Genomic DNA, 24,106 nt, shown 5'->3' on the forward strand with positions numbered 1-24,106 from the left:
GTGCGGTGGTGCGGATCGTGGAGGAGAGAGAAGAGAGGAGCGGAGTGACGGGGCCGGCTACCCGAGGACCGGCTCGGCCGCGCGCGGCGACCGCTCCAGGGCCTCGCGGCGCTGCACCCACTCGTCGGCGTCGCCGCGTCCGAGCAGCAGGTAGGCCAGACCGGCCGAGACGGCTCCCGCCAGCCACGAGACGTCGATGCCGCCGAGAGCGGTCGCGGCCGGGCCCTGCAGCGCCGGCACCGAGCCGTTCATGAACATCCAGGTCAGCGTCGCGCCGATCGCGAACGAGAGCAGGGCTCGCCAGCGCACGTCCGGGAGCAGCGGCGAGCCGACCGGGGCGAAGAGGTGGCCGAACGAGCGCACGCGCTTCTCGAAGACCGCGTAGTGCACGAGCACGATCGCGCCCCACGGAGCGACCCAGCCGACGAGTCCGACCAGCCAGGCGTCGAGCGTGGTCGCCAGGTCGTCCTGGAAGACGAAGAAGACGGAGGCGGCGAACGCGAGCACGCCGACGATCAGGCTCAGGGTGCGGCGGCCCAGGCGCACGTCCAGGGCCTGGGTGGCCATGCTGAACGAGTAGATGTTGAGGACGTTGGTGGCGATGGGGCCGTGCACGACGAGCAGGAGCACCGGGATCGCGAGGGCGCCGAAGTTGTCGACGATGAGCTCGCCCGGGTCCACGCCGCCGTTCTTCGTCGCGAGCGTCGCGCCGAGCAGGCCGAGCCAGACGACCGGGATGAACTGGCCGAGCACGCTGGCGAAGTAGAGCTTGGGCCGCGAGGCGCGCGGGCTGACGAAGCGGGAGTAGTCGCCGGCGTAGGCGAGCCAGGTGAGGCCCCAGCCGATGCCGATGGCGGTCATCACGATGGACATCGCGGCCAGGCGGTCACCGCCGGTCAGAGCGCCCTCGGCGGGTCCGGCGTAGGACCAGTCGATGTCGAGGAAGAACCACGCGACGATCGACATCACCGCGAGGACCACCAGGGTCGGCGGCACGGTCCAGCGCTCGAACGCGGCGATCGCGCGGTAGCCCAGGAAAGAGATCGCGACCTGGATCGCCATGATCACGGCCGCGACGGCGATCCGCCAGCCGACGTTCGACGCCTCGGGATCGACCAGACCCACCGAGCCGAGCAGGGCGATCACGAGGTCGAGCACGATCCAGGTGTTGATGGCGCACCATCCGATCACCACGACCGCCTGCACGGCGGCGGGGGCGTAGTTCCCGCGGCGGCCGAAGACCGCCCGGCCCAGCAGCATGCCCGTCACGCCGGTGCGCTGGCCCAGCAGCACGAAGAAGCCGAAGACGGCCATGCCCACGACGTTGCCGAGCACGAGCACGGTGACGGTGTCCCAGAGGCCCAGGCCCATGTTCACGCCCAGCGCGCCGAGGACCCAGTTGATCGGGGCGATGTTCGCCCCGGCCCAGATCCAGAACTGGCCGTCGATCCGGGCGGTGCGCCGGGAGTCGGGGAGGGGCGCGAGCGCCTCCTCGGAATCGGTGGTGCCGTGCAGGGCGTCGGTGCTCATGGCGGGTCCTCTCGGAGTGAGGTGGAGCAGGAGGGGCCGGGCGGCGGGGGAGCGTGCACGCGGTCGGCGGATGAGCCCACTCTGCTCCCGAGCGGTTTCGCGCGCCGCGCACCCGTGTAAATTCGCCGTGACGCGAGAGGACGTTCTGCATGGCCTACCTGCTCGCGGATGCGCTCCGCGACCCCCGCCTGTCGGCCGCCCTGCCCGTCGTGGTCGCCGGAGGCCCCCAGGCGCAGCGCTCCCTGATCCGCTGGGCGCACGCGAGCGAGCAGCTCGACGTGGGGCCGCTCCTCCTGGGCGGGGAGCTCCTGCTCATGGAGGGCGTGAACCTCTCGCTCGAGCAGGATCCGGCGGAGTGCCGGCGGTACGTGGAATCCCTGGTCGCGGCTCGGATCGGGGCCCTCGCCATCGAGCTGTCGACCCGGCTCCCCTCCGTGCCGGCACCGCTCGTGGCCGCCGCCCTCGAGCACGGCCTGCCCGTGCTCTCGCTCTCCCGCCGCGTCCCCTTCGTCCAGGTGTGCGAGAGCATCAACACGGCGCTCACCGAGCAGAAGTTCCGGAGTCTGCGCCTGGCGGACAGATTGTCCGGTCTGCTCGGCGAGGCTGCCGCCGCCGAAGCGGGCGTCGAGGAGCTGCTGCAGGTCGTCGCCGCGGAGACCGGAGCGAGTGCCTCCCTCGTCTCGCCGACCGGCGAGCCGATCGCGCGGGCCGAGCCCGGCCGCGGCGTCGACACGACGCGCACGGCGGGCGCGTTCTCGGGCGTCCTTCGGGCGGGCGACTCCCTGCTGGGCACCCTCTACCTCCGGGCGCACGCCGACGCGGACGTGCACCCGGTCGCCGTCGCGCTGGATCGCGCCCCTGACGTGCTCGCGATCGCGGTCCTGCGGCACCGGCCGCCCGCGATCGCCGAGCGCCTCGCGGCCCAGCTCGTTGCCGTGCTCACCGCGACCGAGCAGCCGCCGTCGGTGGACCTCCAGGTCGACGCGTTCCTCGAGCGACTCGGCGCCGGCGGGCGCGAGCGCTACCTCGGGGTGTCGGCCGACGCCGGGCACGACGAGCGGTCGCTGCAGGAGGTGCGCGGCGCGCTGCGTGCCGTGGCCGAGTCGGAGCCGGTGCTGAGCGTCGTGGGCACCGAACTGCTGGCCCTGCTGCCCTTCGCGAGCGCGGCGGCGATGGAGGCGGCCCGGGCGGTGCTCCTGGAGGGGGTCGAGGGAGCGGGGCCCGTGTGCGTGGGCAGCGGCATCGGCGATCAGCGCTCGCTCGCGCGGGAGCTCGCCGAGGTGCGGGGAGTACGGGAGTGGGCGCTCCCGGGCCGCGTCGTCGACGCGCGGCAGCACCGGCTCGAGCGCTTCGCGAGCACACTGCGCGACGCTCCCGCCGCCGACGACTTCGTCGAGGACCTCCTCGGCCCCCTCCTCGCCCAGCGGCCCGACCTGCTGGCGACGCTCGAGACCTACGCCTCGCTCTGGGGCGGCAAGACCGCCACCGCGGTGGCCCTGGGCATCGGGAGGCAGACCCTCTACGACCGGCTCGAGCGGATCGAGAGCATCCTGGGTCCGCTGGACGCGTCCCCCGCGCGCACCCGCGCGATCATGACGGCGGTGTTCCTGCACCGGGCGAGGGCGGCGCTCCCGCGCTGAGGGTGCGGCGCGGGAGCGGTGCCGTCACTCCTCCTCGGCGACGATCTCCGTGTCGGTCTCGTCGGCGCGCTCCCGCAGCTCGTCGGCCATGGCGCCCGCGCCCTCTGCTCCGTGGTCGTGGTCGACCTGCTCGACGAGGCCGCTCAGCTTCTCGTCGTTGCTCGCGTCCTCCGCGCCGTCCATGACGGGACCGGTCTGCTCGTTCTCGCTCATCAGTGGCCTCTCTCGCCGCGTCCTCGGAACGGCCGCGGGACTCCGACGCTACGGCTCGCCTCCGCTGCGCGCTCGACCTTGACGGGCGGAGCGGGTCGTGGGAGGGGGACGCCGAACGGCCCGGCCCGCTCCGCAGGGGAGGGGACCGGGCCGTTCGCCGGGACGCCGCGCTAGCGGAGCGTGATGGTGACCGGAGCGCTGATGCCGGTGTTGCCGGCGGCGTCGGTCGCCCGGGCGGTGAGCGGGAAGGTCCCGCGCAGGCCGGCCGTGGTCGTCGTCAGCTCCCAGGTGGTGCCGGTCGTGGCCGTCGCGTCGCCGACCTTCAGGCTGCCGAGGTAGAAGGCGACAGCCGTGACCGCGGTGTCGTCCGTCGCGGTCACCGTGGCGGTGGTGATGCCCCGGATCACCGCACCCGAGACGGGCGACGTGATCGCGACCTCGGGAGCGGTGGTGTCGACGGCGGGCGGCTCGGTCGCTCCGGGCTCCTCGGTCGGGGCCGGGATCGGCGTGGTCGACGTCGGGACCGGCACGGGGACGGTCGAGGTCGGCGTGGGCGTCGGGGTCGCGGTCGGAGTCGCGGTCGCCGTGGGCGAGGCGGTCGGGGCGGCGGTCGCCGTCGCGGTCGCCGAGGGGGTCGGCGCGGGTCCGCCGGCCTTCGCCGCGTGGGCTCCGGCAGTGTTCCGCGAGAAGGCGGAGCCGTCGATGTCGCGCGCGGCGGGGGCCGTGGATCCCCAGCTCCTCGACGAGCGCCTCGTCGCCGTCGACGAGGCGGAGGTCGCCGGTGTCCTCGGAGACGAAGCGCGGGCTGCCCTGGATGTTGCCCTGCGCGTTCAGCAGCGCAGGCGCCTTGCAGAGCTTCGTGTTCCACGACGACACGATGGTGTTCGTCATCGGGCTGTCGCACGCGGCCAGGTAGCTGACGATGTTGCGGTCGAAGACCGTGTTCGTCGCGCCCCCGACGCGCAGCGATCCGTCGACGAAGGTGTTGTTGCGGATGAGCAGGTCGCTGGCCGTGACCTCGCGGAAGTCGGCGGCCGAGCCTCCGCGGCACTGCGCGGTCTTGACGACGCAGCTCTGCACGAAGTTCGACTCGACGGTGATGTCGCTCATGCCGTCCCCGGCGCCCGGCGAGAAGATGATGCCCGCGTTGTAGCAGTTCGAGAGGGTGTTGCCGCGGAGGGTGACACCGGTGCTCTCGAACACCTGGATGCAGTCGGCGTGGAGGCCGTTGTTCTTGTCCTGGTCGTAGTCGCGGACGGTGTTGCCCTCGATCAGCACGTCGGACGCTCCGCCGACCTGGATGCCGTCGATGGAGGAGCCGTTCTCGAACAGCGAGTCGCGGACGACCGCGCCGTCGTTGCGGACGAAGAGCCCGCCGCCGTCGAAGTGGGCGGACTCGATGCTCTGGTTCGCGCCGTAGAGGTAGAACGTGGTCGACACGGCGATCTCGGACCAGACGATGTTCGCCACGTAGCTCTTGACGCGGGTGAGCACGGGCGAGGCCCCGGGAGCGGCGGTGACGACGAGGGGCTGGGCCGCGGTGGCCTTGCCGCCGCGCAGGGTCGCGTCGGGGTAGGTGCCGGTCGTGAGGCGGACGGTGCTGCCCGCGGGGGCGCTCTGCACGCCGGTGGAGAGGGCGCACGGCGCGGCCTGGCTGCAGGCGGTGCCGGTGCCGGTCGGGGACGTCCAGCGGTCGGGCACCGCCGCGGTGGCAGCGGGAGCGGTGACGAGCGCCGCCACGAGGACCACGAGGGCGAGGAGGGCCGCGCTCAGGGATCCGCGCGGGGAGGTTCTGGACGGTGCTGTTCTGGACAGGGCGGGTCCGGACAGTGCTGTTCGGGAGTGGGCTGCTCTGGGCATGGGTGTCGTCCGATCGACTCGTGAGGGCGAGGGCGGTGCCCGGGGAGCGAGGAGGACCTCGTGATCGTTCGGCGGCCCGGGGCCGCCCCGGTGAGGGTGCGGCCCCGGCGTACGCGTCACTGCGTTCCGGGCGGGCGGTGCGAGTGGCTGTCGTGCGGTGGAGGGGGCTGCGCACTGTGCTGTCAGTGCTGGTCGTGCTGGTCGTGGGCGTGCGTGCACCGGGTGCATCGGGTGGGGAGGATGCGCCGGGCCGCTGTCGGGCGGTCGTGAGCGCCTCGTCGGCAGCGAGGGCCGACGACCGTCCGGTTCGGGGCCGGACGGAGGAGTGGAAGTGGGCTTCGAGCGCCTAAGTTAGCGGCGCGAGGTTTCCACTTCGTGACGAACAGGGGCCGATCCCGCACCGACACGCCGAGGCCGTACCCCCAGAACGAGGCGATACGCCGCGATCGTGGAGCGCGCGATGGCGTCCCACTCGAGTTCCGCCAGATCGGCCCGCTCGGGGGCCTCACGCGTGTCGAGCCACTCGAGCGCCTCGTCGAGGACCGAGCGGTCGAACGTGCCGCGGTAGAGGCGCACCCACTCCGGACCCACGAGGGCCGCCAGCTCGTGCATCGACCCGAGATCCGGGACGAGGACGGGGCGGTCGGCCGAGACGGCCAGGATCGCGGATCCCGAGTTCTGGATCGCCGAGTAGGGCAGCACGACGAGGTCGCTCGCGCGCAGCCAGAGCGCGATCCGCTCGTCGCTGAGGAACGCGAGCTCCAGGCGGATGCGGGGGTCGCCGCCGACGGCCTCCTCGATCATTCCGCGCAGTGGTCCGCGCGCCGGATTGCCGGCGACCGCGAGCAGCGTGCCGTCGTCCTCTCGGGCGCGGAACTGCTCGATCAGGGTCGGGATGTTCTTGTACGGCCGGATCTGGCCCACCGACACCACGAGGCGGGCGTCGGGGTCGAGCCCGAGCTCCGCGCGCGCCTCGGCGCGGCTCGGCGAGAAGTCGTAGTCGTGGCGGTAGTGCCCGTGCGGGGTGACGAACGCCGGCACGTGGGCGAGCTCCGGGTACGAGACGCGGATCGCCGACACGCCCTCCTGGGAGAGGCAGATGATCGCGTCGAGGTTCTCGGTCAGCAGTCGCCGGTACCAGTTCCGCAGGAACGGGGTCGCCCGCTCCTCGTGCGAGGTCACGTTGTGCGCGGTCCAGATCAGGCGCGTGCCGCGGAGCCGGGCGATGCGGAGGAAGCCGAAGAAGAAGACCAGGCGGGCGACGACGCGGTAGCGGCGGATCCCGCTGAGGAACGTGAGGTCCGGCCAGTGCAGGTGGACGATGTCGATCTTCGAGGTCAGCAAACGGAACCACGAGAGGTCGCGCACGAGCGCTCCCTCGGCCGTCATCGCCGTGTAGAGGCGCGCGTTGTAGGGGTTCGCGTACCGGGTGCGGAACGCGGGCTCCGCCTCGACGACGAGGCGTCGGCTCACGGCGCTCTCGGGCGTGAGGAGGCCGCGCAGCCGGGTGCGCAGCCGCGAGCGGAGGGTGCGGGTGCCGCCGGCGATCATCGGGCCGCCTCCGTGGCCGCACCGGTGCCGGGGACGCGGCCGAAGAGCGTGCGCTCCGCCTCCGGGTACCCCACGCGCCAGTCGGCGCGGCGCTGCCAGACCTCGGTCCAGGCGCGACGCTTGCGCCGCGTCGCCGTCTCGAGAACCGTCCGCACGAGCGCACCGGCCTGGAGCAGGGCGATGCCCGCGCGGGCGGGCAGCGGCTTCCAGGCGAGACGGATCATCGTGGCCTTGCCGGCCATCACCATGCACATCTTGCGGCCCGAGTTGCCCTCGGTCGCGGCGTCGCGCGTGGAGGCTCCGACGTCGTGCACGATCACGGCGGTCGGCACGATCACGGGTGCCAGACCCGCACGGCGGGCGCGAATCGAGAACTCGGCGTCCTCGCCGTAGAGGAAGAAGCGCTCGTCGAGACGGCCGACGCGCTCGTACTGCGCGCGCTCCATCAGGAGCAGGCAGCCGGTGATGATCGGCACCTCGCGGACCGTGTCGCGCTGCCAGCGGCCGAGCGACTCCGGATCCAGGAGCGGGTTGCCGCGGAAGGCGGTGGAGAGCATGGTCGCGTAGGTCAGGAGCGACCACAGGCTCGGGGCGCCCCAGCACGAGGACGGATCGACCGCGCCGTCCGGTCGCAGGGTGCGTCCGCCGTAGACCCCGTAGCGGGGGTTCGCGACGGCGAAGTCGAGCAGCGCGCGGAACGAGCCGTCGAGCACGAGGGTGTCCGGGTTCAGCAGCAGCACGTAGCGCTCGGTCGCGGCCGCGACTCCGCGGTTCACGCCGCGCGCGAAGCCGAGGTTGTCGCCCGCCTCGATCACGGTGGCCTCGGGGTGCGCCGCGCGGATCGCCTCGGCGCTGCCGTCGGCGGAGCCGTTGTCGACCACGATCACGTGCGGGGCGTCGGAGCGTCGCCGCGGGGGATCGAGTCCAGGCACGCGAGCGTCTTCTCGCGGGTGTTGTAGCTGACGACGACGATCGCCAGGCTCGTGTCGACGGCGGTCGCGCTCGCGGACCCCGTCGTGCTCGCCGACTCAGGCACCGGTCGCCTCCGGTCGCTGCCCGATGACCTTGGCGGGGACGCCGCCCGCGATGCAGTTCGCCGGGAGGTCCTTGGTGACCACCGCTCCGGCGCCCACGATCGCGCCGTCGCCGATCGTCACTCCGGCCGTGACGACCACGTTCGCTCCGAGCCACACGTCGCGGCCGATGACGATGTCGCGCTCGACCTTCGCCTGGTCCATCACCGGGGTGCCCTGCACGATGCCGTAGTTGGACGCGGTGACCGTGACGTTCGGCGCCAGGAGGCACTTCTCGCCGAAGGTGATGCGGCCGGTCGCGTTGCCGGCCCACACGAGCGAGTTCTCGCCGATGTGGGTGCCGGCGCCGATCGTGATCCGCTCGGCGTTGCGGAACGACACGTTCGGCGCGAACGACACGTCGGCACCGCGCGTGAGCCGCGGGACCTGGTCGGCGTGGCTGTACGCGTGGAAGTGCAGCAGGCGCACGGCCTGCAGGTAGGTGCGCACCTTGGTGAGGGTGCGCAGCGGTCCGCCGCCCTGGCTCATCGGGTCGTTCCGTTCTCGGAGGAGGGAGTGGTGGTCGTGCCGGGGAGCTCGCCCGCGGGCGCCTCCTCGGGCCAGTCGACCGGCGGCACGCCGAGCTCGTGGAGCGAGCGCACCACCGAGTCGACGAAGGCGCGGGAATCGAGGTCGGCCCTCACCTGCACGGCGAAGTCGAGGCGCTTGAGGTAGGAGCTCGAGAAGAGCGCCGCCTCGTCCGAGGGCTCGGTGGTGGGCCACAGGGTGAACGCCTCGACGAGGGCGTGCCCGAAGTAGCGCGGGCGGAGGAAGACGGGCAGGTAGGACGCGTAGCCCTGCCAGTCGCGGACTCCGCGGGTGATCCCGGACTCGCCGGTGATGCTGGCCTGCTGGATCTGCTCGTGCACCGAGGCGATGCTCTCGTGCAGGCCGAGGCCGACGGGGATCGAGACGCGCGCCATGGTGATGTGGTTGCGCTTCTCGGCCGTGCGGTCGCGCTGGGGCGAGATGGGCACGAGGGTCGCGATCTCGCTCCGCTCGGGGTGCATCGCGGCGAACGCGTGCAGCCCTAGGGCGACGGTGAGGTCCGAGAGCGTCCCGCCCGCGCCCCGGGCGGCCGCCTTCGCGGCCTGCACGGGCACGGTGATGATCGCCGCGTCCTTGGGCTTCACGGTGCGCTGGACGAGTCCGGACCGGCGGATCCACACGTCGCGGGGGCTGCGGATCAGCCGGCCGCCGACGCGGCGCAGCCGCTTCTTCAGGGGCTTCCGCTTCCAGTCCGCCCACTCGTCGGCGAAGGAGTCGTAGGACGAGGCGATGGTGCGCCGCGCGGCGATCGCGAGGCCCAGCGGCCCGCGCGGAGCCGGGGGATCGTCGGGGAAGCACAGCGGGTGCCCGCCCGACGGCGCGACGTCGTACGGCTTCTCCTCGGTGAAGGTCGTGAAGAGCATCAGGCCGAACATGCCGTCGCCCATCACGTGCTGGATCCGCATCGGGAACGCCAGCTGCCCGGTCGAGAGCTCGACGACGAGGATGTCCCAGAGCGGGCCCTTCGGGTCCATCGGACCGTTGAAGAGGCCGGTCAGCAGCTCCGTCCGGCGCGGGTCCCACTCGACGACCCCGGGGTGGAAGCGCACGTGGTCGCGCACGTCGACGGAGTCGGCGAAGACCCAGGAGGGGGTGAAGAGGCCCAGGGGCGCCCGCACGAGGCGCTGGCGCTGCGCCGGCGAGGCGACGATGAACCGCTCCCACGCGGTGAGGACCAGCTCGCGGTCGAGCGAGCCGTCCTCGCGGCGGAAGGGCGCGCTCTCGACGACCATGGTCGCGACGGGGCGGGCGGCCTCGAACGCGATGGCGTTGCTGACGAACTTCTCGTCGAGCGTGCGCAGGGGCTCTGCGTGCGCTCGACCGGATCGACGGGGGTGCGGGTCATGATCGGGCTCCCTGCGGGCGGGTCGGAGTCGGGTCGGTCGAGCGCGTCGTGCTCACCCGGCGTCGGGCGCGGTGCTCGCGGCGGCGGGCAGCCGGAGGGGGGTCGGCGGGAACTCGTCGACGAAGACCGAGCCGGACAGGCGCAGGTGGCGGGAGCGGAGGTAGCCGCGCAGGATCCCGTCGAGCATTGCGAGCTCGTCGCGCGCCCCGCGTCCTCGGCGCTTCGCCGAGCGGAGGAGTCGGCGCCCGCTGCGGACGGCCAGCGTCGCGGTCAGGCGCGCGCCGATCAGCGGTGACAGGCGCCACCACTTGCCGACGAGGGCGCCGAGCCCGAGTCCGTAGCCCCGCATCAGGCGCCGGTAGGCGGACGGATTGCGCGTGTTGACGTGCAGCACGACGCTGTCGGGCACGAAGACGGCCGTGCCGCCCGCCTTGAGCGCCCGGCAGAAGATGTCGAGGTCCTCCGCTCCGGCGAGGAACCGGCCCGCGCCGAGCACCTCGTCGAAGCCGCCGAGCGAGAGCAGCGTGCTGCGGCGGAAGGCCATCACCGCGCCGTGGCCGGCGTCCAGACCCCTCACCGCGGTGCGGTAGACGATCCGGTCGGTCGGCGGCACGTCGGTGCCGACGAGCGTGTGGTCGAGCATCCGGCCGGTCGCGACCGTGACCCGAGGCTCGGCGAACGCGTCGATCAGCGCCTCGATCCAGCCCGGAGTCGGCGAGCAGTCGTCGTCGGTGTAGACGAGGATCGCGCGCTCGCTCGCCGCGAGGCCGACGTTGCGGGCGATCGAGAGGCCCTTCACGTCCGTCCGCACGTAGCGCGCGCCCGCGGCGAGGGCGACCTCACGGGTGCGGGAGTCGGTCGAGGCGGAGTCGACCACGATCACCTCGACGGCGGGGTCGGTGCCCGCGGCGATGGCGGCCAGCGCCTCGCGGAGCATGTCCGGCCGCTCGCGGGTGCAGAGGATGATCGAGACGTCGCTGGGGCTCACGGGCGGTCGTTCCTCGGGTGCTCGGTGGGTGGGGCGGAGTCGTCCTGCACGAGCCGGATCGCCGCGCGGTAGGCCTCGACGAGGTCGATGCTCGCCCGGTCCCAGGTCAGCTGGCTGCGGTTCGCGAGGGCGGCGCGGCGCATCCTCGCCAGCAGCTCGCGATCGGAGGAGACCAGGTCGAGGTGCGCGGTCAGCGCCTCCACATCGCGCGGCTCGTGCACGAGTCCCTGCACGCCGTCCTCGAGGTTCGCCCCCGCGGCGGAGGAGACGAGCGGCACGCAGCCGGCCGCCTGCGCCTCGGAGGTCACGAGCGCGCTGCCCTCCTCGATGGTCGGCAGCACCAGCACGTCGGCCTCGAGGAACACGCCCGCCGCGTCGGGGGTGAAGCCGCGCAGCTCGACCGAGGGCTGATCGAGCAGGCCCGCCAGGCGGTCCCGGTACCCGGGGGTGAAGTCGCCGTAGACGAGGAAGCGCCCGACGCCGCTCGCCCGGGAGGCGCGCCACGCCTGCAGCGCGTAGAGCAGGCCCTTCCGCGGCTCGATGCGGCCCATGTAGACCGCCGTGAAGACGTGGTCGGGGTCGTCCCGCGGATCCGGATCGATCACGCGCTCGGTGTCGACGAGCGCGCCGTAGCGGTGGCGCAGGAGCTTGCGCGGGGAGAAGCCCTTCTCGAGGAAGGTCTGCTCGACGGAGGCGGACGGCACCAGGATCGCGGTGGCCGAGGACCACTCCCGCTCCTCGCGGCGCAGCCGCACCGCGTTGTACGTGTGCGGGGAGCCGGGCGGCGGCGTGATGCCCAGCCGCTCGTACTCCTCCATGACCACCTCGAAGGCGTGCGCGGTGTGGGTGTTCGGCGCCTCGCGGACGGAGGGCACGCCCCGGCGGACGGCCTCGTCGAACGTCCGGGCCGAGCCCCACGGCCAGCCGTGCACGACGTCGTACTCGCCCTCGGCGAGGATCCGGGCGGTGACGCGGTCGTGGTGCGCGATCGAGCGGCTGCGCCCGAAGAGGCGGTGCGGGAGCCGCACCCCGCCGACGGTCAGCGTGGTGACGGCGCGCGCGACGGGGCCCAGGGGGGCCGCGATCGAGGCGGCGACCACGGTGACGCGGTGGCCCGCGTCGGCCAGGGCCCGCACCTGGTGCAGGGCGGTCCAGCCGATCCCCGGCGAGCCGATGGCGTGCGGGAACGAGTAGAGGATCGACAGCGTCGGCTCGGTACCGCGGGCCGTCACGGGACGAGCGTCGGCCGCGCCGTCGCCAGGGGTCGCGGAGCGGTCCTCACGGGTCGCTGGGCGGTCGTGGTGGTCTGCGGCAGGCATGGAGCACTGGTGCTCATCATCCATGCGTCTCCTGTCGTGAGGGCGGCGCGCTCAGGAATGAACAAGGACTACCATCCTCGTCCATCTGAGAGGAACGCAAGTCCGCACCCGGCTCGGCGGGTCGGACGTCGGCCAGACTTAACACAGTCGCAATACTTCCGGCATCGCTGTGCGGTGGGTTATGGTCACAATGAGTGTGTCGGGGCACCGCACTCGCGGGGTCCCGGTTCTCTGCCCGTTCCGACCCCCTTGCAGGCATGCCCGGAGGACGGCGCGAGTCGAGCCCACCCGGTACCGCCCCGTGCGGTGCCGTCGCCCCGTGCGACACCCTTCAGATCCGCCACACGCACCAGGTCCGTCCTCGTCTCCAGACGTCGACAGCCACACCACACCGTTCCGCCATTACCGCCGTGATGGACGGAGGCGTTGCTCCATCGTTTGCAGCAGCAGTGCAACCTCCGAGCACGCGGCGCGTCGCCCGAGGTCCCACACCTCGCCGTCTGGAAGTCGAGACCGAGATGTCCGTCCCCCTTTATCTTCGAGTGCTCTGGAGCTACAAATGGCTCCTCGCCTTCGGCATCGTCGTCGCCGTGCTGGCCGCGATGGTGGCCGGCTACACCGTCAAGGACGGGGAGGTCGTCTCGCGCGCTGAGGCCGCGTACCGCTCCGACACCACGATCCTCCTGGGCGGTGGCCCGCAGAACCCGTTCGCGGCGATCGAGCCCGGGGAGCCGATCACCGAGGGCCAGTCCGAGGCCCAGCAGAACGACCTCACCAACACGGCGGTCATCTACGCCTACCTCGTCAGCGGATCCGAGATCCGCGCGCAGGTCGAGGCGGCCATGGGCCCCCTCACCGACACGGAGGCGCTGAGCGCCGTCCGCCGCACCACTCAGCCGGCCGGCACCGAGCAGAACCCGGGCCGCTTCAGCCTCCCGATCCTCTCGATCGTCGGCGAGTCGACCGACCCCGACCGCGCCGTCCTCATCTCGCAGACCGCGTCGCAGATCTTCCAGGCCTACGTGGGCGCCCAGCAGGACGCCGCGGGAGTCGCTCCCGAGCAGCGCGTGACCCTGTCGGTCACCGACCAGGGCACGGCCGTCGAGCAGGAGGGGTCGAACCCGATCATCCCGATCGCCATCACCGGCATCGGCGTGTTCCTCGCGTTCATCGCCCTCGCGTTCATCCTCTACAACATCCGCATCTCGCGGGAGCGCGTCACCGCGAACCGCCAGAGCCCGCGTCGCGGCGAGTCCTTCCGCCGCGGTCCGGCGCTGACCGGCGCCCCCGAGGGCCAGCGCTCGGCCGGTGCCATCGGCTCGGCCACCGAGAACCCCGCCGGGGCGGGTGAGCTCGCCTCCTCCGGGAAGCGCAGCGCCACCTGACGCGGACTCCTCAGATGAGCACCAGCACGAGAACGAAGCCGGTGAAGGGGGCCCCGCTCCCGATCCCGGGCAACGACGACCCCTACGCGGGCGAGATCCTCGTCCGCCGGACCTTTACGATCCGAGCGGCCATCGCGACCCTGCTCCTGGCGGGGGTCGCGGTGGCGGCGGTGTACTACCTCAACCCGCTCATCGCGGGAGCCGCCCTCTTCGGGATCTCGTTCCTCTACCTCACGCGCAAGCTCGTCTTCAACTGGACCGGCGCGTTCATCGTGCTGCTCGGCGTGATCATGTTCATCCCGGTGCGGTACTACTCCCTCCCGATCCCGATCGGCTTCGCTCTCGAGCCCTACCGGCTCGTGATCGTGCTGATGGTCGTCGCGGCGATCGTGGCCCTCCTGATCGACCCGGCGTTCGTCTGGCGCCCGGCGGCGTTCGGCTGGCCCTCGCGATCTGGGTGGGCACGAGCCTGCTCTCGATCGCGGCGAACGTCGAGTTCATCGCCGAGGGCGGCCTCGGCAGCGGCGTGGCCGGTGCGATCGTCACCGACGTGCTGATGCTGTCGGTGTACTTCGTCGCCCGTCTGATGATGCGCAGCGAGCACCTCGTCGAGGGGGTCCTGACCTTCCTCGTGTGGACGGCCGTCCTCGTCGCGTTCTTCGCGGTCCTCGAGCGCGCCACGCAGCAGAACATCTTCACGCGCCTGGACCAGTTCCTCCCGCTCGAGCGCCTCGGCGCCGAGCAGGAGGCGTACCGCGCGGGCGGCTACCGCTCCTTCGGCTCGTCGCAGCACCCGATCGCTCTGGCGGTCATGTTCACGATGATGATCCCGATCGCGGTCTACCTCTCGAAGTGGGCGCGCTGGCCGCTGAACGAGATCAACCGCCGCATCGTCTACTACGGCGCGATCCTCGCGCTGCTGCTGGGCGTCGTGACCGCGGTGTCCCGCACCGCGATCGTCACCCTCGGCGTGATGTTCCTCATCACGCTGATCCTGCGGCCGAAGGTCGGCGGGTACCTCGCACTCGGAGCGATCCCCGTGCTGGGCCTGGGCTTCCTCGTCATCCCGAAGATCCTGACCGACATGATCGGCTCGTTCCTCGACCCCGAGGCCCTCATCGCGTCGCAGTACACGTCCGCCGGCATGGCCGGAGCGGGCCGCCTCGCCGACCTCGAGCCGGCGATGGCGATCGTGCGCGAGCACCCGTTCTTCGGCACCGGCGTCGGCAGCCGCATCGTGGTGGGCGACGACAAGAACGCGTTCATCCTCGACAACCAGTGGCTCGGCACGCTGATGGACGCGGGCGCCGTCGGCGTCATCGGACTGGCGGTGCTGTTCCTGGTGCCGGTCATCATGCTGCTCCGCTACTCGTTCACGAAGACCAGCACGCCGCAGTACGCGAGCCTCGCGTTCGCCATCGCGATCCTGCTGATCGGCTACACGATCGCGGCGTACTTCTACGACGCGTTCGGTTTCTACCAGGCGTTCATGCTCTTCTGGGTCTTCCTCGCCATCGGGGCGTGGACGCTCACGGAGGCGCCGCGGAGCACTCCGCGCCGGCGCCTGGCACCCGAGGACGCGGGGCACGTGTCGGCCTTCGTCCGGCCCCGGCCGCAGCCCGAGAACGGACCCGCGATCGGGCCCCGCCTCGGCGGCCCCTCGTCGGACCACGTGGTGCGCAGACCCGCTCCCATCGAGTCGTGAGCATGCGCGTCAGCGTGGTCGTGCCCGCGCACGACGAGGCGGCGGTGATCGGACGGCTCCTCCGGGTGCTCGTGGACGGCGATCCCGAGGGGCGCCTCGAGATCGTCGTCGGAGCGAACGGCTGCACCGACGGCACCGCCGAGGTCGCCCGCGCCGTGGATCCCCGGATCCTCGTCGCGGAGACCTCGACGGCCTCCAAGACCGCCGGGCTCAACGCGGCCGACGAGCTCGCGACGGTGTTCCCGCGGATCTACGTGGACGCCGACGTGAGCGTCTCGGCCCAGACGCTGGTCGCGCTGGGCGACGAGCTGGCCCGCTCCGGCGGACCGCTCGTCGCCGCACCGGAGTTCCACGTGGACACCGAGGGTGCGTCGTGGCCCGTCCGCGCGCACTACTCGATCTGGGAGCTGTCCGACTACCGCGTGAGCGGACTGGTCGGCTCCGGGATCTACGGCCTCTCCGAGGAGGGGCGGAGCCGTTTCGGCGCGTTCCCCGACATCATCGCCGACGACCGGTTCGTGCAGCAGCTGTTCGCTCCCGAGGAGCGGCTGACCCTTGCGGGTCGCTCCTTCTCGGTCAAGGCTCCGCGCCGCATGCGCAACCAGATCAAGCGCACCGTGCGCATCGCCATCGGCAACGCGCAGCTCGCCGCGTCCGGCCTGGTGCCCGACCGTCCCGCTCCGGCGGGCGGCGGCATCGCCGCGCTGGTGAAGCGCGTCGTGCGCCGGCCCGCTCTGTGGCCGGCCTTCCCCATCTACTGCTACGGCTATCTGCGACCGCGCCTCGAGGCCCGGTCGATCATCGCTCGAGGAGGCGTACCCGAATGGAACCGCGACGAGACGACGCGCGCGTGACGGGGTCGACCCCCGCAGGCGGCTCCTCCGCCCGGCCCCGCGCCACCGACGACCAGATCGAGGCGGCGATCGACGACACCGCCCACACGACCGAGACCCTCGCCACCGACGCCATCGCGCAGTCGCCCACCGTCGGCGACGGGCCGAACCTGCCGCCGAAGAAGCCCGACTCCCTCGGGCACAAGGCGAGCCGCGGCGTCATGCAGACCCTCGGCGGCCTGTGGGGCAAGACCGCGATCCAGATGCTCTCGACCATCGTCCTGGCGCGACTGCTCGCGCCGAGCGACTTCGGTCTGCTCGCGATGGTCACGGCGATCGTCGGCGTCGCCGACCTCGTCCGCGACTTCGGCCTCACCGGCGCGATCATCCAGTCGAAGAAGATGAGCGACACGGTCTGGCGCTCGGTGCTGTGGCTGTCGGTCGCCCTCGGGATCGTCGGCACGATCGTGATCGCGGCCTGCGCGCCCCTGATCGCCGCCCTCTACAACGAGGACCGACTGATCGTCCTGACGCTCGCCGTCGCGCCGACCCTGCTCATCAACAGCCTCTGCATGCCGCTCCAGGCGCGCGTGCAGAAGGAGATGCGCTTCGGCCTCATGGCGAAGATCGACGTCATGTCGATGCTCGTCGGCGTCGTGGGCTCGATCATCGCGGCGTTCCTCGGCTGGGGCGTGTGGTCGCTGATCGTGCTCCAGGGCGGGGCGCTCGTCTACCGCTTCATCGCCCTGTGGGTCGCCGCGCGGCCCAAGTTCGGCCGTCCGCGCATCGCGCGCGAGGTCGTCCCGCTGGTCACCACCGGCGGCAGCATCTTCGGCGTTCAGCTGCTCAACTACGCGGCCCGCAACCTCGACAACGTCATCATCGGCCGCCAGCTCGGCGACGGCGTCCTCGGCCAGTACTCGCGCGCCTACTCGCTCTTCCTCCTGCCGCTGCAGCAGCTCAACGGCCCCCTGGGCCGCGTCGCGCTGCCGGTGCTGTCCTCTCTCCAGGACGACGGCGAGCGGTACCGCCGCTACATCCGCGGTGCCCTGCTGGTCGTCGGCTACCTCACGCTGCCGACGTTCGGCGTCCTCGCCGCCCTGTCGGGTCCGCTCGTCGAGCTCCTGCTCGGCCCGCAGTGGACCGCCTCGGCGACGATCCTGTCGCTGCTGTCGATCGCCGGCATCGCGCAGGGCATCGGCAACGTGCAGGGCTGGATCTACATCTCGCTCGGCCGCGTGCACCGCCAGCTCGTGTACTACGTGGTCACCCGCCCGATCGTCATCGGCTCGTTCTTCGTCGGCATCTGGTGGAACGGCGTTGAGGGTCTCGCGCTGCTCTACGGCCTCACGACCCTGACCCTGCTCATCCCGGGCTTCTACCTGGCGATCCGCGGCACCTTCATCACGGGCTCCGACATCGTGGTGCCGGTCCTTCGCCCGGTGCTCGTGGTGCCGTTCATGTTCGCGGCCGCGTGGATGATGGGCCAGTACACCGACCTGCCTGCGATCCTGCACCTGATCGTCGGCGGACTCGCCTCGCTGGTGCCGCTGGCCGTGGCGATGCTGATCCCCGCGTACCGCCGCGACCTCGACCAGATCCTGGCGTTCGTGAAGCAGGTCAGGAAGCCCAAGCCCAAGGGCCCCAAGACCCCGGCGCCCGCTCCCGCCGCCGAAGGAGGCGCCGCATGACCCGCTCCCTCCGTCCGCTCCGGCTCGTCGCCGCGGTCGCCGTGGCCGCCGCGCTGCTCGCCGGCTGCACGTCGTCGCCGGCGCCCGAGGAGTCGAGCGGGCCCGCGCCCGCCGGCGCCCTGCCGTTCGAGGCGGGCACGATCGTCGCGATGGGCGACTCCATGACGGCGGCGGTCGCCGCGTGCGGTCAGAACAAGCCCTGCCCGAGCGCCTCGTGGGCCACGGGCGAGGACGAGTCGGTCGACTCCATCGCGCGCCGGGCCGGCGAGGCCGTCGGCGCGGTGCCGACCATCGAGAACGTGGCCGCCAAGGGCGCGACCTCGGCCGAGATGCCGCGTCAGGCCGAGAAGGTCGTCGCGGCCGATCCTGACCTGGTGCTGTTCCTGATCGGGGCCAACGACGTCTGCCGCAAGCGCAGCAGCGAGATCACGACCCCGGAGGCGTTCCGCGCCGCCGTGGACACCAGCCTCGCCACCCTCGCCTCGGGAGCCCCGGAGGCGACCGTGTTCGTGTCCTCCATCCCGGACCTGCTCTCGTTCTTCGAGGTCGAGCGCACGAACCCCGAGGCCGTCGAGCGCTGGAGCGGCAGCTCGAACTGCAACTCGCTCCTGTACGAGCCCGCGAACGACGACGCCGAGTCCGTCGCGCGCCGCGCCAACGTCGACACCACCATCGACGCGTACAACACGGCGCTGTCCGAGGCGTGCGCGGCGGTCGCGAACTGCGTCTACGACGGCGGAGCGCTGCACGACTTCGACGTCACGCCCGAGGACCTCTCGGACGTCGACCACTTCCATCCGTCCCTCGCGGGCCAGGGCCGCATCGCGGACACGGCCTGGACGGCGCTGCTAGCGAACGCGGGCTGAGCGCCCGCACCACGTCGAACGCCCCCGACCGCTGCGAGCGGGCCGGGGGCGTTCGTCATGGGTGCCGGAGGAGCGGAGTGCCGCCCCCGACGCGTCAGGTGGTCGTCTGGCGCGTCGCGGCGCGGCTCCCGAGGACGGGTGCCGTCCGGCCCTTCCGAGCGCGCGCACGGCCGGGAGTGAACCGGAACGGCGCGACGTCCTCGACGCGGCCGGTGGTCGCGCTGGCGGCCCGCAGCAGCAGCTCCGGCGTGAGCTCCTCCGGTGCCGCGGCGATCGCGAGTCCGCGACGGTCGAGCTCGCGGGCGATCTGGATCTGGTGGTCGTCGATGTGCTCGCCGCGCGCGACGAGTCGCGGCACCAGGATCGGCACCTTGCCCGCCTCGATGGCGGTGACGGCCGCTCCCGTGCCGGCGTGGGCGATGACGACGTCGGCCTCCTCGACGGCCTCCTGCAGCTCGTGGTAGGGCACGCTGGCGCGGCCCTCGATGCCGTACGACGAGACGTCGGCCAGACCCGTCTGCCAGAGCACGTCGGCGCCCGTCAGGAGCGGCACGGCGGCGGCGATCAGCCGGTCGAAGGGGTAGAGGTCCTGGGTGCCGACCGAGATGACGGCCTTGCCGATCGTCTCGACGGGCCGGATCGGCCCGGTGGTGAAGGCGTCGAAGATCGAACCGCCGAACTGCCAGCGCTCATCGGCCCAGACCGGGTACTGCGAGTAGGTGTTGACCCCCGGGAAGCGCGAGACGATGCGGCCGGTGATCGAGGGGCCGTCGGCGCGGGCCGCACTCTCGATGTAGTGGCACTCGATCCCGCGGAGGGACGCCTCCGGCATGAAGGAGACGGCGGGGCTGGATCCGGTGCTGAAGACGGCGGAGTAGTCGCCGCGGTTCAGGATCTTGTGCGCCATCAGCGCGTTCTGCGCGATCGGCATCGCGTCGCGCGGAGCGGCGAAGCGGCTGAACGTGACCCGGCGGTCCTCCAGGAGCGAGCGGCTGAGGCCGTTGTCGAAGGTCACCCAGTGCTGGTCAGCGGGATCGATGCCGAAGCGGGACGCCAGCGTGAAGAGCTGTTTCAGGTGCCCTCCACCGGAGCAGACGAACAGGAACTGTGACATGGGGACCCTTCTCCTGACCGGGGGAGCCTGCTGGGCTCGGCGTCCGGAGGATGCTGTGTGTGGCGGCAGTGCGGGGGTGGGGCGGTGTCGCGGTGTGCGGGAGCCGGGGCTCCACTGCTCTCTTCGGAGCCGTCGCACCACCGGAGGGGGTTCCGGCGCGGGCCGGAGCGGCGCTCAGGGCAGGGGGTGGGCCTGCGCTGCGGGGCGGTACTGGTCGGGTTCGGGTGGTGCCCGTGTCGGGCGGGTTCGCTGGGGGCGACGTCAGGGTTCGACGCTGGCGGGCGGGTGGCCGTCCGGAGACCGCTCGTCCTGGGGTGCGATCGCGCATCGGGACGCGGATCGGACGGGCGGGCGGCGATGCCACCCCCACGATATAGAGGGCCCGACGAGATGTGCTACTCGGCTCCCTCCCCCGCTAGGGGGATTTACCCGCACACCCGATCGGGTCACACTGCGGACGCGTGACCCGATCGCGCACCGTCGCGGTCGAGGAGGATGTCGAGGACCGTCGTGTGGCGCGCAGCCCACGAGTTGGCGTTCACCCAGCCCATCCGCTCCTCCTCGGTGGCGCGACCGGCCGCCAGGGCCTCGTCGATCACGGCGGCGAACTCGCCCATCGTCGGCACGATCCTGATGCGGTCGCTGATGCCGTGGATGGGCGGGAGGTCGACGGAGATGACCGGGCAGCCGCTCGCGACGTACTCGTAGAGCTTGAGGGGGCTCATCGCCTCGGTCAGCGGAGTGCGCCGGTGCGCGAGCAGGCAGAGCTCCACGTTGCGCATCGTCGCCACGAGCTCGCGCCGCCCGACGGAGTGGTGCAGGTGGACGTTGCCGAACCGGGCGAGCGGAGTGAGGTACCCGGGGTCGGGCTGCGGCCCCATCAGGACGATCTGCAGGTCCGGGTGCGCCGTCGCGACCGCGACGATGCCCTCGACGTCCAGGCGGTCGTCCAGGGTGCCCACGTGGAGGGCGCGGGGACCTGGGATCCGCTGCAGCCACTCCGGCGCGTCGGGCACCGGTCCGCTCCACTCCTCCGGAGCCACTCCGTTGGGCACGACCGCGTGCGGCCCGGTCGGCGCGATGCGGTCGATGATCTCCTGCGAGACCGCGGTGACGGAGCGGCCGCTCGTCGCGACCCGTCGGTACGCCTCCTGGAACGCCGGCCAGTGGCTCTTCCAGCGGGTGGAGGTGGTCCAGTCGTCGCGGGCGAAGAACATCACGTGCTCGGCCCACTCGAACGGCGCGAAGCCGGCGACGACGGGGCTCGTGGTGACCACGACGGGGCGCACCATCTCGAGCTCGTCCGCGAGCTTCGCGAGGCCGCGGTCGTAGGCGGCGTACTCGCGCTCGAGTCCGGCGATGTCGGTCGGATCGGTCCTGCGCATCCGCAGCGGCGAGTGCAGCACCTCCAGCGGCGTCCCGGGGAAGGGCGCCTCCTTGCGCAGCGCCGTGCGCGCCAGCGACGTGGGGAGGAAGCGGAACGGGTTGGCGACGATGAGGCGGCCGACTTGAGGGCTCTCGCGGAGCGTCCTGAGGATCCGGTCCGGCGGGCGCATCATGCCCCGCGCCGCCGCGTCCGTGTAGGTCTCGTACGAGAAGGTGAAGATCACGTCGCGCACGACGGTGGTATCGCTCACAGGGGGCGTCCTCACGCGAAGGTCCGGATGACGCGCGCCGGGACCCCGACGGCGACGGAGTAGTCGGGCACGTCCTCGCGGACGACGGCGTTGGCGCCGATCACGGCGCCGCGGCCCACGGTCACGCCCGGCATGATCACGGCGTTCTCGCCCAGCCACGCGCCGCGGCCGATGCGCACCGGGGCGATGCGGTCGACCGGCTGGTCGCGGATGAATCTCTCGGGGTCCGAGAACCCGTGCGAGTGGTCCGAGATGTAGACGCCGCGGGCGATGCCCACGCCGTCCTCGATGATCACGCTCTGGACCGCCGTGATGGCGGTCATGTTCATCCGGACGCGGTTCCCGATGATCAGCGCCGGGGTGGGCGCGTCGTCGGAGGGGACCATCAGCATGCAGTTCGCGCTGATCAGCACGTTGTCGCCGATCGAGATGCGGCGGCCGTGGCCGGGACCGATGCGGAAGGGGAGGCAGATGCGCGACCCCTTGCCGAAGCGGTGGAAGCCGCCGGCTACCAGCTTGCTGAAGGCCAGATCGCGGGCTCGCTGAGCGAGGATCGCGAGATCCAGTCCGTTCACGGCATCAACTCCAGGGTTCGTGGGGCGGCGGGGCGGTGGGGGGATCCGGCCCGCGCCAGAGGGGGTGAGGGAGCGGGCGGCGCGACAGACGCGACCGCACGCGGAAGGGGGTCGGCCCCACGATAGCGAGGGGGGACCGGACGGCACGAGCCCGTGCAGGAGTGCTCAGGTCTTTTTACGCTGCCGAAACAGACCGGCGCCGAACCTCTGAGGGAGCGCTCCCGCACCCTTCCGCCTGCGGGATGGCCGAGCATCCGGCCGTCCCACGGCCTCTCGGCGCCCACCGCGCCCGGGGACGCGTAAAATCTTCAGCGTCCGCGTTCTCGATCCTCCCCCCGGGCGGGTCCCGCTGCGTCGGACCCGGCGGCGTCGCTCGGTCCGCTCGCCTCCCGCGGACCTCCGACCCACCGCACCATCAGAGAGGCTCGATCGTGGCCGATGCCGCCGACACCGCCGAGAGGGCGAGCCGCTCCTGGCTCCTCGTGCTCGGCCGCGCGATCGTCGCAGCCGCGGCCGGCTGCGTGGTCACCTTCTCGCCCGACCACAGCCCGTCCCTCGGCCTCGCCGTCTTCGGGGGCTTCGCGCTCCTCTCCGGCTCCGCGTCGCTGGCCCTCGGGCTCCGGTCCGTCGGCCCCGCCCGCACGCCCGCCCTCGTGGCGGCCGGAGTGACGCTCCTCGCCGGCGTGCTCGCGCTCGTCGCCCTGCCGGTGCCCTCGCTCCTCCTCCTCATCGCGCTCGTCTCGGGCTGGGGGCTCGTCGCGGGCACCTTCGAGCTGGTCTCGGGCCGCCGCGGCAGCGGGCTCGCCGCACGCGACGCCGTGGTCGTCGGGGCCGGCACCCTCCTGCTCGGAGCGGTGTTCGCCGTCCTCCCGCCGCACCCCGTCGTCTCCGTCGGGCTCCTCGGGGCCTACGCCGTGATGGTCGGGGTCTACCTCGCGATCGCGGCGTTCTCGCTCAAGTGGGCAGGCGCCTCCGACGCCGTCGCGCCCTCCACACCGACCACCGGAGGAGACCGATGACCGCCCCCGAAGGCCCCACCCCCGAGCCCGGCTCCGACGACCTCGGTCCCCGCACCTTCCAGCCGACCCGGAAGGACCGGCTGCGCCCCCTCGAGCTCATCGGCTTCTCGGCCGTCATGGCGCTCTTCGTCGGCGGCGTCGTGCTGCTCTCGACCCGCGAGATCGTCGTGGGCCTGATCTCGTTCGGGGTGACGTTCATCGTCGTGCTCGTCGCGATCGCGATGTTCTCCCTCACCTTCAAGCCCGACGATGCCGAGATCGCCGACATCGACGAGCAGGACCGCGGGCACGGAGCCTGACGCCGGCGCCCGCGGTCGTCGTGTCGGAGGTGCGGGCTAGCGTGCCGCCGTGGCGGAACCGATCGGACGATGGTGGCGGAGGCGGCGCTTCTCGCGCGGAGCGGAGGTGCCCTACGCGGTCGGCACCTACCGCGAGGCCTGGCGGTCGTACCCCGTGCTCGTGCGGCAGTACCGGCCCGAGTACAACGAGGGCATCGTCCTGAGCCAGATCCCGCCGGCCGCCGACGTCTACCTCTGCTGGCTCTGCGATGCGGGGCACGTCTTCGTCGCGACTCCCGATGAGCAGCGGATGCGCCCCGGGCGCGAGCGGCGCCTGTCGTCCTGGTGCCCTGAGTGCGCCGAGGCGGCGGCCCCGCGGGGGCCACGGGCGGCTCCGATGCGCCTCGCGGGGGAGGAGGCGCCGCCACCGGCCCCCGTGCCTCCGCGCCGCCCGACCCCCGGCCGGACCGTCTGCACGAAGACGCCCGCTCTCGCGGTCGGCGAGCCGTTCGCGAGCCGGTGCGCGCCTCCTCCCGCGTCGGCCGTCGAGGCGCGCCTGCGGGCTCTGCTGGCCGAGCGGCTCGAGTTCGAGGCGGGGCTCACGGCGGTCCGGCTGTCGCGCCCGTTCTTCGACCACCTCGAGGCGTGGCCCGACATCGTCCTCGGCGAGCTGCGCGTCGCGATCGAGTACGACTCCACGGGGCGGCACGGGCTCGAGCACGTGGGGAAGCGCGAGGAGGCCGACCGGCGCAAGGATCGCGCGCTGCGGGCGGTGGGCTGGGAGGTGCTGCGGGTGCGCACGGGGCGGCTCGCTCCGCTCGGCCCCTTCGACCTGGAGGCGTCGTCGGTCACCGCGGCGCTGGCCGATCGGGTGCTGGAGCGGCTGCGCGAGATCCGGGGACCGCTGCTGGTCGGCGCGTGGTGCCGGTGAGCGG

The 24,106-nt window shown here is 72.4% G+C and carries 23 protein-coding genes and 1 pseudogene; 10 read left to right on the forward strand and 14 right to left on the reverse strand.

Going from position 1 to position 24,106, the window contains the following annotated elements:
* Nucleotides 1-57 precede the first annotated feature (57 nt).
* Entirely contained in the window at nucleotides 58-1,530 is a 1,473-nt protein-coding gene (locus tag AC0CID_RS16070; RefSeq protein ID WP_207407868.1) for a purine-cytosine permease family protein, read from the reverse strand.
* Between the two features lie 149 nt (nucleotides 1,531-1,679).
* Between AC0CID_RS16070 and AC0CID_RS16075 the strand changes: the two genes are divergently transcribed.
* Nucleotides 1,680-3,170 carry a PucR family transcriptional regulator ligand-binding domain-containing protein gene (locus AC0CID_RS16075; protein ID WP_465227612.1) on the forward strand — a complete coding sequence of 497 codons (1,491 nt, stop codon included), beginning with the start codon at nucleotides 1,680-1,682 and terminating at the stop codon, nucleotides 3,168-3,170.
* Between the two features lie 24 nt (nucleotides 3,171-3,194).
* On the opposite strand, the gene AC0CID_RS16080 is transcribed toward AC0CID_RS16075, so the two are convergent.
* The 10 genes and pseudogenes from AC0CID_RS16080 to AC0CID_RS16125 form a co-directional block, all read right to left on the reverse strand.
* Entirely contained in the window at nucleotides 3,195-3,383 is a 189-nt protein-coding gene (locus AC0CID_RS16080; RefSeq protein ID WP_465227613.1) for a hypothetical protein, read from the reverse strand.
* Nucleotides 3,384-3,553: 170 nt separating this feature from the next.
* The gene (locus AC0CID_RS16085) at nucleotides 3,554-3,913 is read right to left on the reverse strand and encodes an Ig-like domain-containing protein (protein WP_465228119.1); all 360 of its coding nucleotides are present in this window, start codon (nucleotides 3,911-3,913) and stop codon (nucleotides 3,554-3,556) included.
* 412 nt (nucleotides 3,914-4,325) lie between these two features.
* Nucleotides 4,326-5,471 (reverse strand): annotated as a pseudogene (locus tag AC0CID_RS16090) (right-handed parallel beta-helix repeat-containing protein); the annotation flags it as partial.
* Nucleotides 5,472-5,594: 123 nt separating this feature from the next.
* Complete coding sequence (locus AC0CID_RS16095) at nucleotides 5,595-6,794, reverse strand: glycosyltransferase (RefSeq protein ID WP_465227614.1); 1,200 nt, start codon at nucleotides 6,792-6,794, stop codon at nucleotides 5,595-5,597.
* Entirely contained in the window at nucleotides 6,791-7,681 is an 891-nt protein-coding gene (locus tag AC0CID_RS16100; RefSeq protein ID WP_465227615.1) for a glycosyltransferase family 2 protein, read from the reverse strand. The genes AC0CID_RS16095 and AC0CID_RS16100 overlap by 4 nt, the downstream gene beginning before the upstream one ends.
* The gene (locus tag AC0CID_RS16105) at nucleotides 7,678-7,830 is read right to left on the reverse strand and encodes a hypothetical protein (protein ID WP_465227616.1); all 153 of its coding nucleotides are present in this window, start codon (nucleotides 7,828-7,830) and stop codon (nucleotides 7,678-7,680) included. The genes AC0CID_RS16100 and AC0CID_RS16105 overlap by 4 nt, the downstream gene beginning before the upstream one ends.
* On the reverse strand, nucleotides 7,823-8,356 hold the full coding sequence (locus AC0CID_RS16110) for an acyltransferase (RefSeq protein WP_465227617.1): 534 nt from the start codon (nucleotides 8,354-8,356) through the stop codon (nucleotides 7,823-7,825). The genes AC0CID_RS16105 and AC0CID_RS16110 overlap by 8 nt, the downstream gene beginning before the upstream one ends.
* Nucleotides 8,353-9,648: a wax ester/triacylglycerol synthase domain-containing protein gene (locus tag AC0CID_RS16115; RefSeq protein WP_465227618.1), complete on the reverse strand. Its 1,296-nt coding sequence runs from the start codon at nucleotides 9,646-9,648 to the stop codon at nucleotides 8,353-8,355. Before AC0CID_RS16115 ends, AC0CID_RS16110 begins: the two co-directional genes overlap by 4 nt.
* A 165-nt stretch (nucleotides 9,649-9,813) precedes the next feature.
* Entirely contained in the window at nucleotides 9,814-10,749 is a 936-nt protein-coding gene (locus tag AC0CID_RS16120; RefSeq protein ID WP_465227619.1) for a glycosyltransferase family 2 protein, read from the reverse strand.
* On the reverse strand, nucleotides 10,746-11,981 hold the full coding sequence (locus AC0CID_RS16125) for a glycosyltransferase family 4 protein (protein ID WP_465227620.1): 1,236 nt from the start codon (nucleotides 11,979-11,981) through the stop codon (nucleotides 10,746-10,748). The genes AC0CID_RS16120 and AC0CID_RS16125 overlap by 4 nt, the downstream gene beginning before the upstream one ends.
* Nucleotides 11,982-12,586: 605 nt before the next feature.
* On the opposite strand from AC0CID_RS16125, the gene AC0CID_RS16130 reads away from it, so the two are divergent.
* The 6 genes from AC0CID_RS16130 to AC0CID_RS16155 are packed head-to-tail and all read left to right on the forward strand — an operon-like array spanning nucleotide 12,587 to nucleotide 18,548.
* Complete coding sequence (locus tag AC0CID_RS16130; RefSeq protein ID WP_465227621.1) at nucleotides 12,587-13,453, forward strand: YveK family protein; 867 nt, start codon at nucleotides 12,587-12,589, stop codon at nucleotides 13,451-13,453.
* Nucleotides 13,454-13,467: 14 nt separating this feature from the next.
* A complete protein-coding gene (locus AC0CID_RS16135) occupies nucleotides 13,468-14,010 on the forward strand; it encodes a hypothetical protein (RefSeq protein WP_465227622.1) in 543 nt (180 codons plus the stop codon).
* A complete protein-coding gene (locus AC0CID_RS16140) occupies nucleotides 13,911-15,158 on the forward strand; it encodes an O-antigen ligase family protein (RefSeq protein WP_465227623.1) in 1,248 nt (415 codons plus the stop codon). The genes AC0CID_RS16135 and AC0CID_RS16140 overlap by 100 nt, the downstream gene beginning before the upstream one ends.
* A gap of 2 nt (nucleotides 15,159-15,160) precedes the next feature.
* On the forward strand, nucleotides 15,161-16,012 hold the full coding sequence (locus AC0CID_RS16145) for a glycosyltransferase (protein WP_465228120.1): 852 nt from the start codon (nucleotides 15,161-15,163) through the stop codon (nucleotides 16,010-16,012).
* Nucleotides 15,982-17,682, forward strand: coding sequence for a lipopolysaccharide biosynthesis protein (locus tag AC0CID_RS16150; RefSeq protein WP_465227624.1), 1,701 nt, complete (start codon nucleotides 15,982-15,984; stop codon nucleotides 17,680-17,682). The genes AC0CID_RS16145 and AC0CID_RS16150 overlap by 31 nt, the downstream gene beginning before the upstream one ends.
* Nucleotides 17,679-18,548, forward strand: coding sequence for an SGNH/GDSL hydrolase family protein (locus AC0CID_RS16155; RefSeq protein ID WP_465227625.1), 870 nt, complete (start codon nucleotides 17,679-17,681; stop codon nucleotides 18,546-18,548). Before AC0CID_RS16150 ends, AC0CID_RS16155 begins: the two co-directional genes overlap by 4 nt.
* Nucleotides 18,549-18,642: 94 nt before the next feature.
* On the opposite strand, the gene AC0CID_RS16160 is transcribed toward AC0CID_RS16155, so the two are convergent.
* From AC0CID_RS16160 to AC0CID_RS16170, 3 genes are all read right to left on the reverse strand, one after another.
* A complete protein-coding gene (locus AC0CID_RS16160) occupies nucleotides 18,643-19,662 on the reverse strand; it encodes a glycosyltransferase (RefSeq protein ID WP_465227626.1) in 1,020 nt (339 codons plus the stop codon).
* A gap of 446 nt (nucleotides 19,663-20,108) precedes the next feature.
* Nucleotides 20,109-21,299 (reverse strand): glycosyltransferase family protein, encoded by a 1,191-nt coding sequence (locus AC0CID_RS16165; RefSeq protein WP_465227627.1) that lies wholly within the window; start codon nucleotides 21,297-21,299, stop codon nucleotides 20,109-20,111.
* A gap of 11 nt (nucleotides 21,300-21,310) precedes the next feature.
* Nucleotides 21,311-21,874 (reverse strand): acyltransferase, encoded by a 564-nt coding sequence (locus AC0CID_RS16170; RefSeq protein WP_465227628.1) that lies wholly within the window; start codon nucleotides 21,872-21,874, stop codon nucleotides 21,311-21,313.
* Between the two features lie 431 nt (nucleotides 21,875-22,305).
* Between AC0CID_RS16170 and AC0CID_RS16175 the strand changes: the two genes are divergently transcribed.
* The 3 genes from AC0CID_RS16175 to AC0CID_RS16185 are packed head-to-tail and all read left to right on the forward strand — an operon-like array spanning nucleotide 22,306 to nucleotide 24,102.
* Nucleotides 22,306-22,893: a hypothetical protein gene (locus AC0CID_RS16175; protein ID WP_465227629.1), complete on the forward strand. Its 588-nt coding sequence runs from the start codon at nucleotides 22,306-22,308 to the stop codon at nucleotides 22,891-22,893.
* Complete coding sequence (locus AC0CID_RS16180) at nucleotides 22,890-23,192, forward strand: hypothetical protein (RefSeq protein ID WP_465227630.1); 303 nt, start codon at nucleotides 22,890-22,892, stop codon at nucleotides 23,190-23,192. Before AC0CID_RS16175 ends, AC0CID_RS16180 begins: the two co-directional genes overlap by 4 nt.
* A 49-nt stretch (nucleotides 23,193-23,241) precedes the next feature.
* Complete coding sequence (locus AC0CID_RS16185) at nucleotides 23,242-24,102, forward strand: PDDEXK family nuclease (RefSeq protein ID WP_207408047.1); 861 nt, start codon at nucleotides 23,242-23,244, stop codon at nucleotides 24,100-24,102.
* The last annotated feature ends 4 nt before the right edge of the window (nucleotides 24,103-24,106 follow it).

This window comes from Rathayibacter sp. AC451, from assembly GCF_979253095.1.

What these genes read in the sequence shown, in the direction of transcription:
- AC0CID_RS16130 (WP_465227621.1), top strand. Translation starts at nt 12,587, where the DNA reads ATGTCCGTCCCCCTTTATCTTCGAGTGCTCTGGAGCTACAAATGGCTC.
- AC0CID_RS16135 (WP_465227622.1), top strand. Translation starts at nt 13,468, where the DNA reads ATGAGCACCAGCACGAGAACGAAGCCGGTGAAGGGGGCCCCGCTCCCG.
- AC0CID_RS16160 (WP_465227626.1), bottom strand. Translation starts at nt 19,662, where the DNA reads ATGTCACAGTTCCTGTTCGTCTGCTCCGGTGGAGGGCACCTGAAACAG.
- AC0CID_RS16180 (WP_465227630.1), top strand. Translation starts at nt 22,890, where the DNA reads ATGACCGCCCCCGAAGGCCCCACCCCCGAGCCCGGCTCCGACGACCTC.
- AC0CID_RS16110 (WP_465227617.1), bottom strand. Translation starts at nt 8,356, where the DNA reads ATGAGCCAGGGCGGCGGACCGCTGCGCACCCTCACCAAGGTGCGCACC.
- AC0CID_RS16150 (WP_465227624.1), top strand. Translation starts at nt 15,982, where the DNA reads ATGGAACCGCGACGAGACGACGCGCGCGTGACGGGGTCGACCCCCGCA.
- AC0CID_RS16115 (WP_465227618.1), bottom strand. Translation starts at nt 9,648, where the DNA reads ATGGTCGTCGAGAGCGCGCCCTTCCGCCGCGAGGACGGCTCGCTCGAC.
- AC0CID_RS16080 (WP_465227613.1), bottom strand. Translation starts at nt 3,383, where the DNA reads ATGAGCGAGAACGAGCAGACCGGTCCCGTCATGGACGGCGCGGAGGAC.
- AC0CID_RS16155 (WP_465227625.1), top strand. Translation starts at nt 17,679, where the DNA reads ATGACCCGCTCCCTCCGTCCGCTCCGGCTCGTCGCCGCGGTCGCCGTG.
- AC0CID_RS16145 (WP_465228120.1), top strand. Translation starts at nt 15,161, where the DNA reads ATGCGCGTCAGCGTGGTCGTGCCCGCGCACGACGAGGCGGCGGTGATC.
- AC0CID_RS16075 (WP_465227612.1), top strand. Translation starts at nt 1,680, where the DNA reads ATGGCCTACCTGCTCGCGGATGCGCTCCGCGACCCCCGCCTGTCGGCC.
- AC0CID_RS16070 (WP_207407868.1), bottom strand. Translation starts at nt 1,530, where the DNA reads ATGAGCACCGACGCCCTGCACGGCACCACCGATTCCGAGGAGGCGCTC.
- AC0CID_RS16095 (WP_465227614.1), bottom strand. Translation starts at nt 6,794, where the DNA reads ATGATCGCCGGCGGCACCCGCACCCTCCGCTCGCGGCTGCGCACCCGG.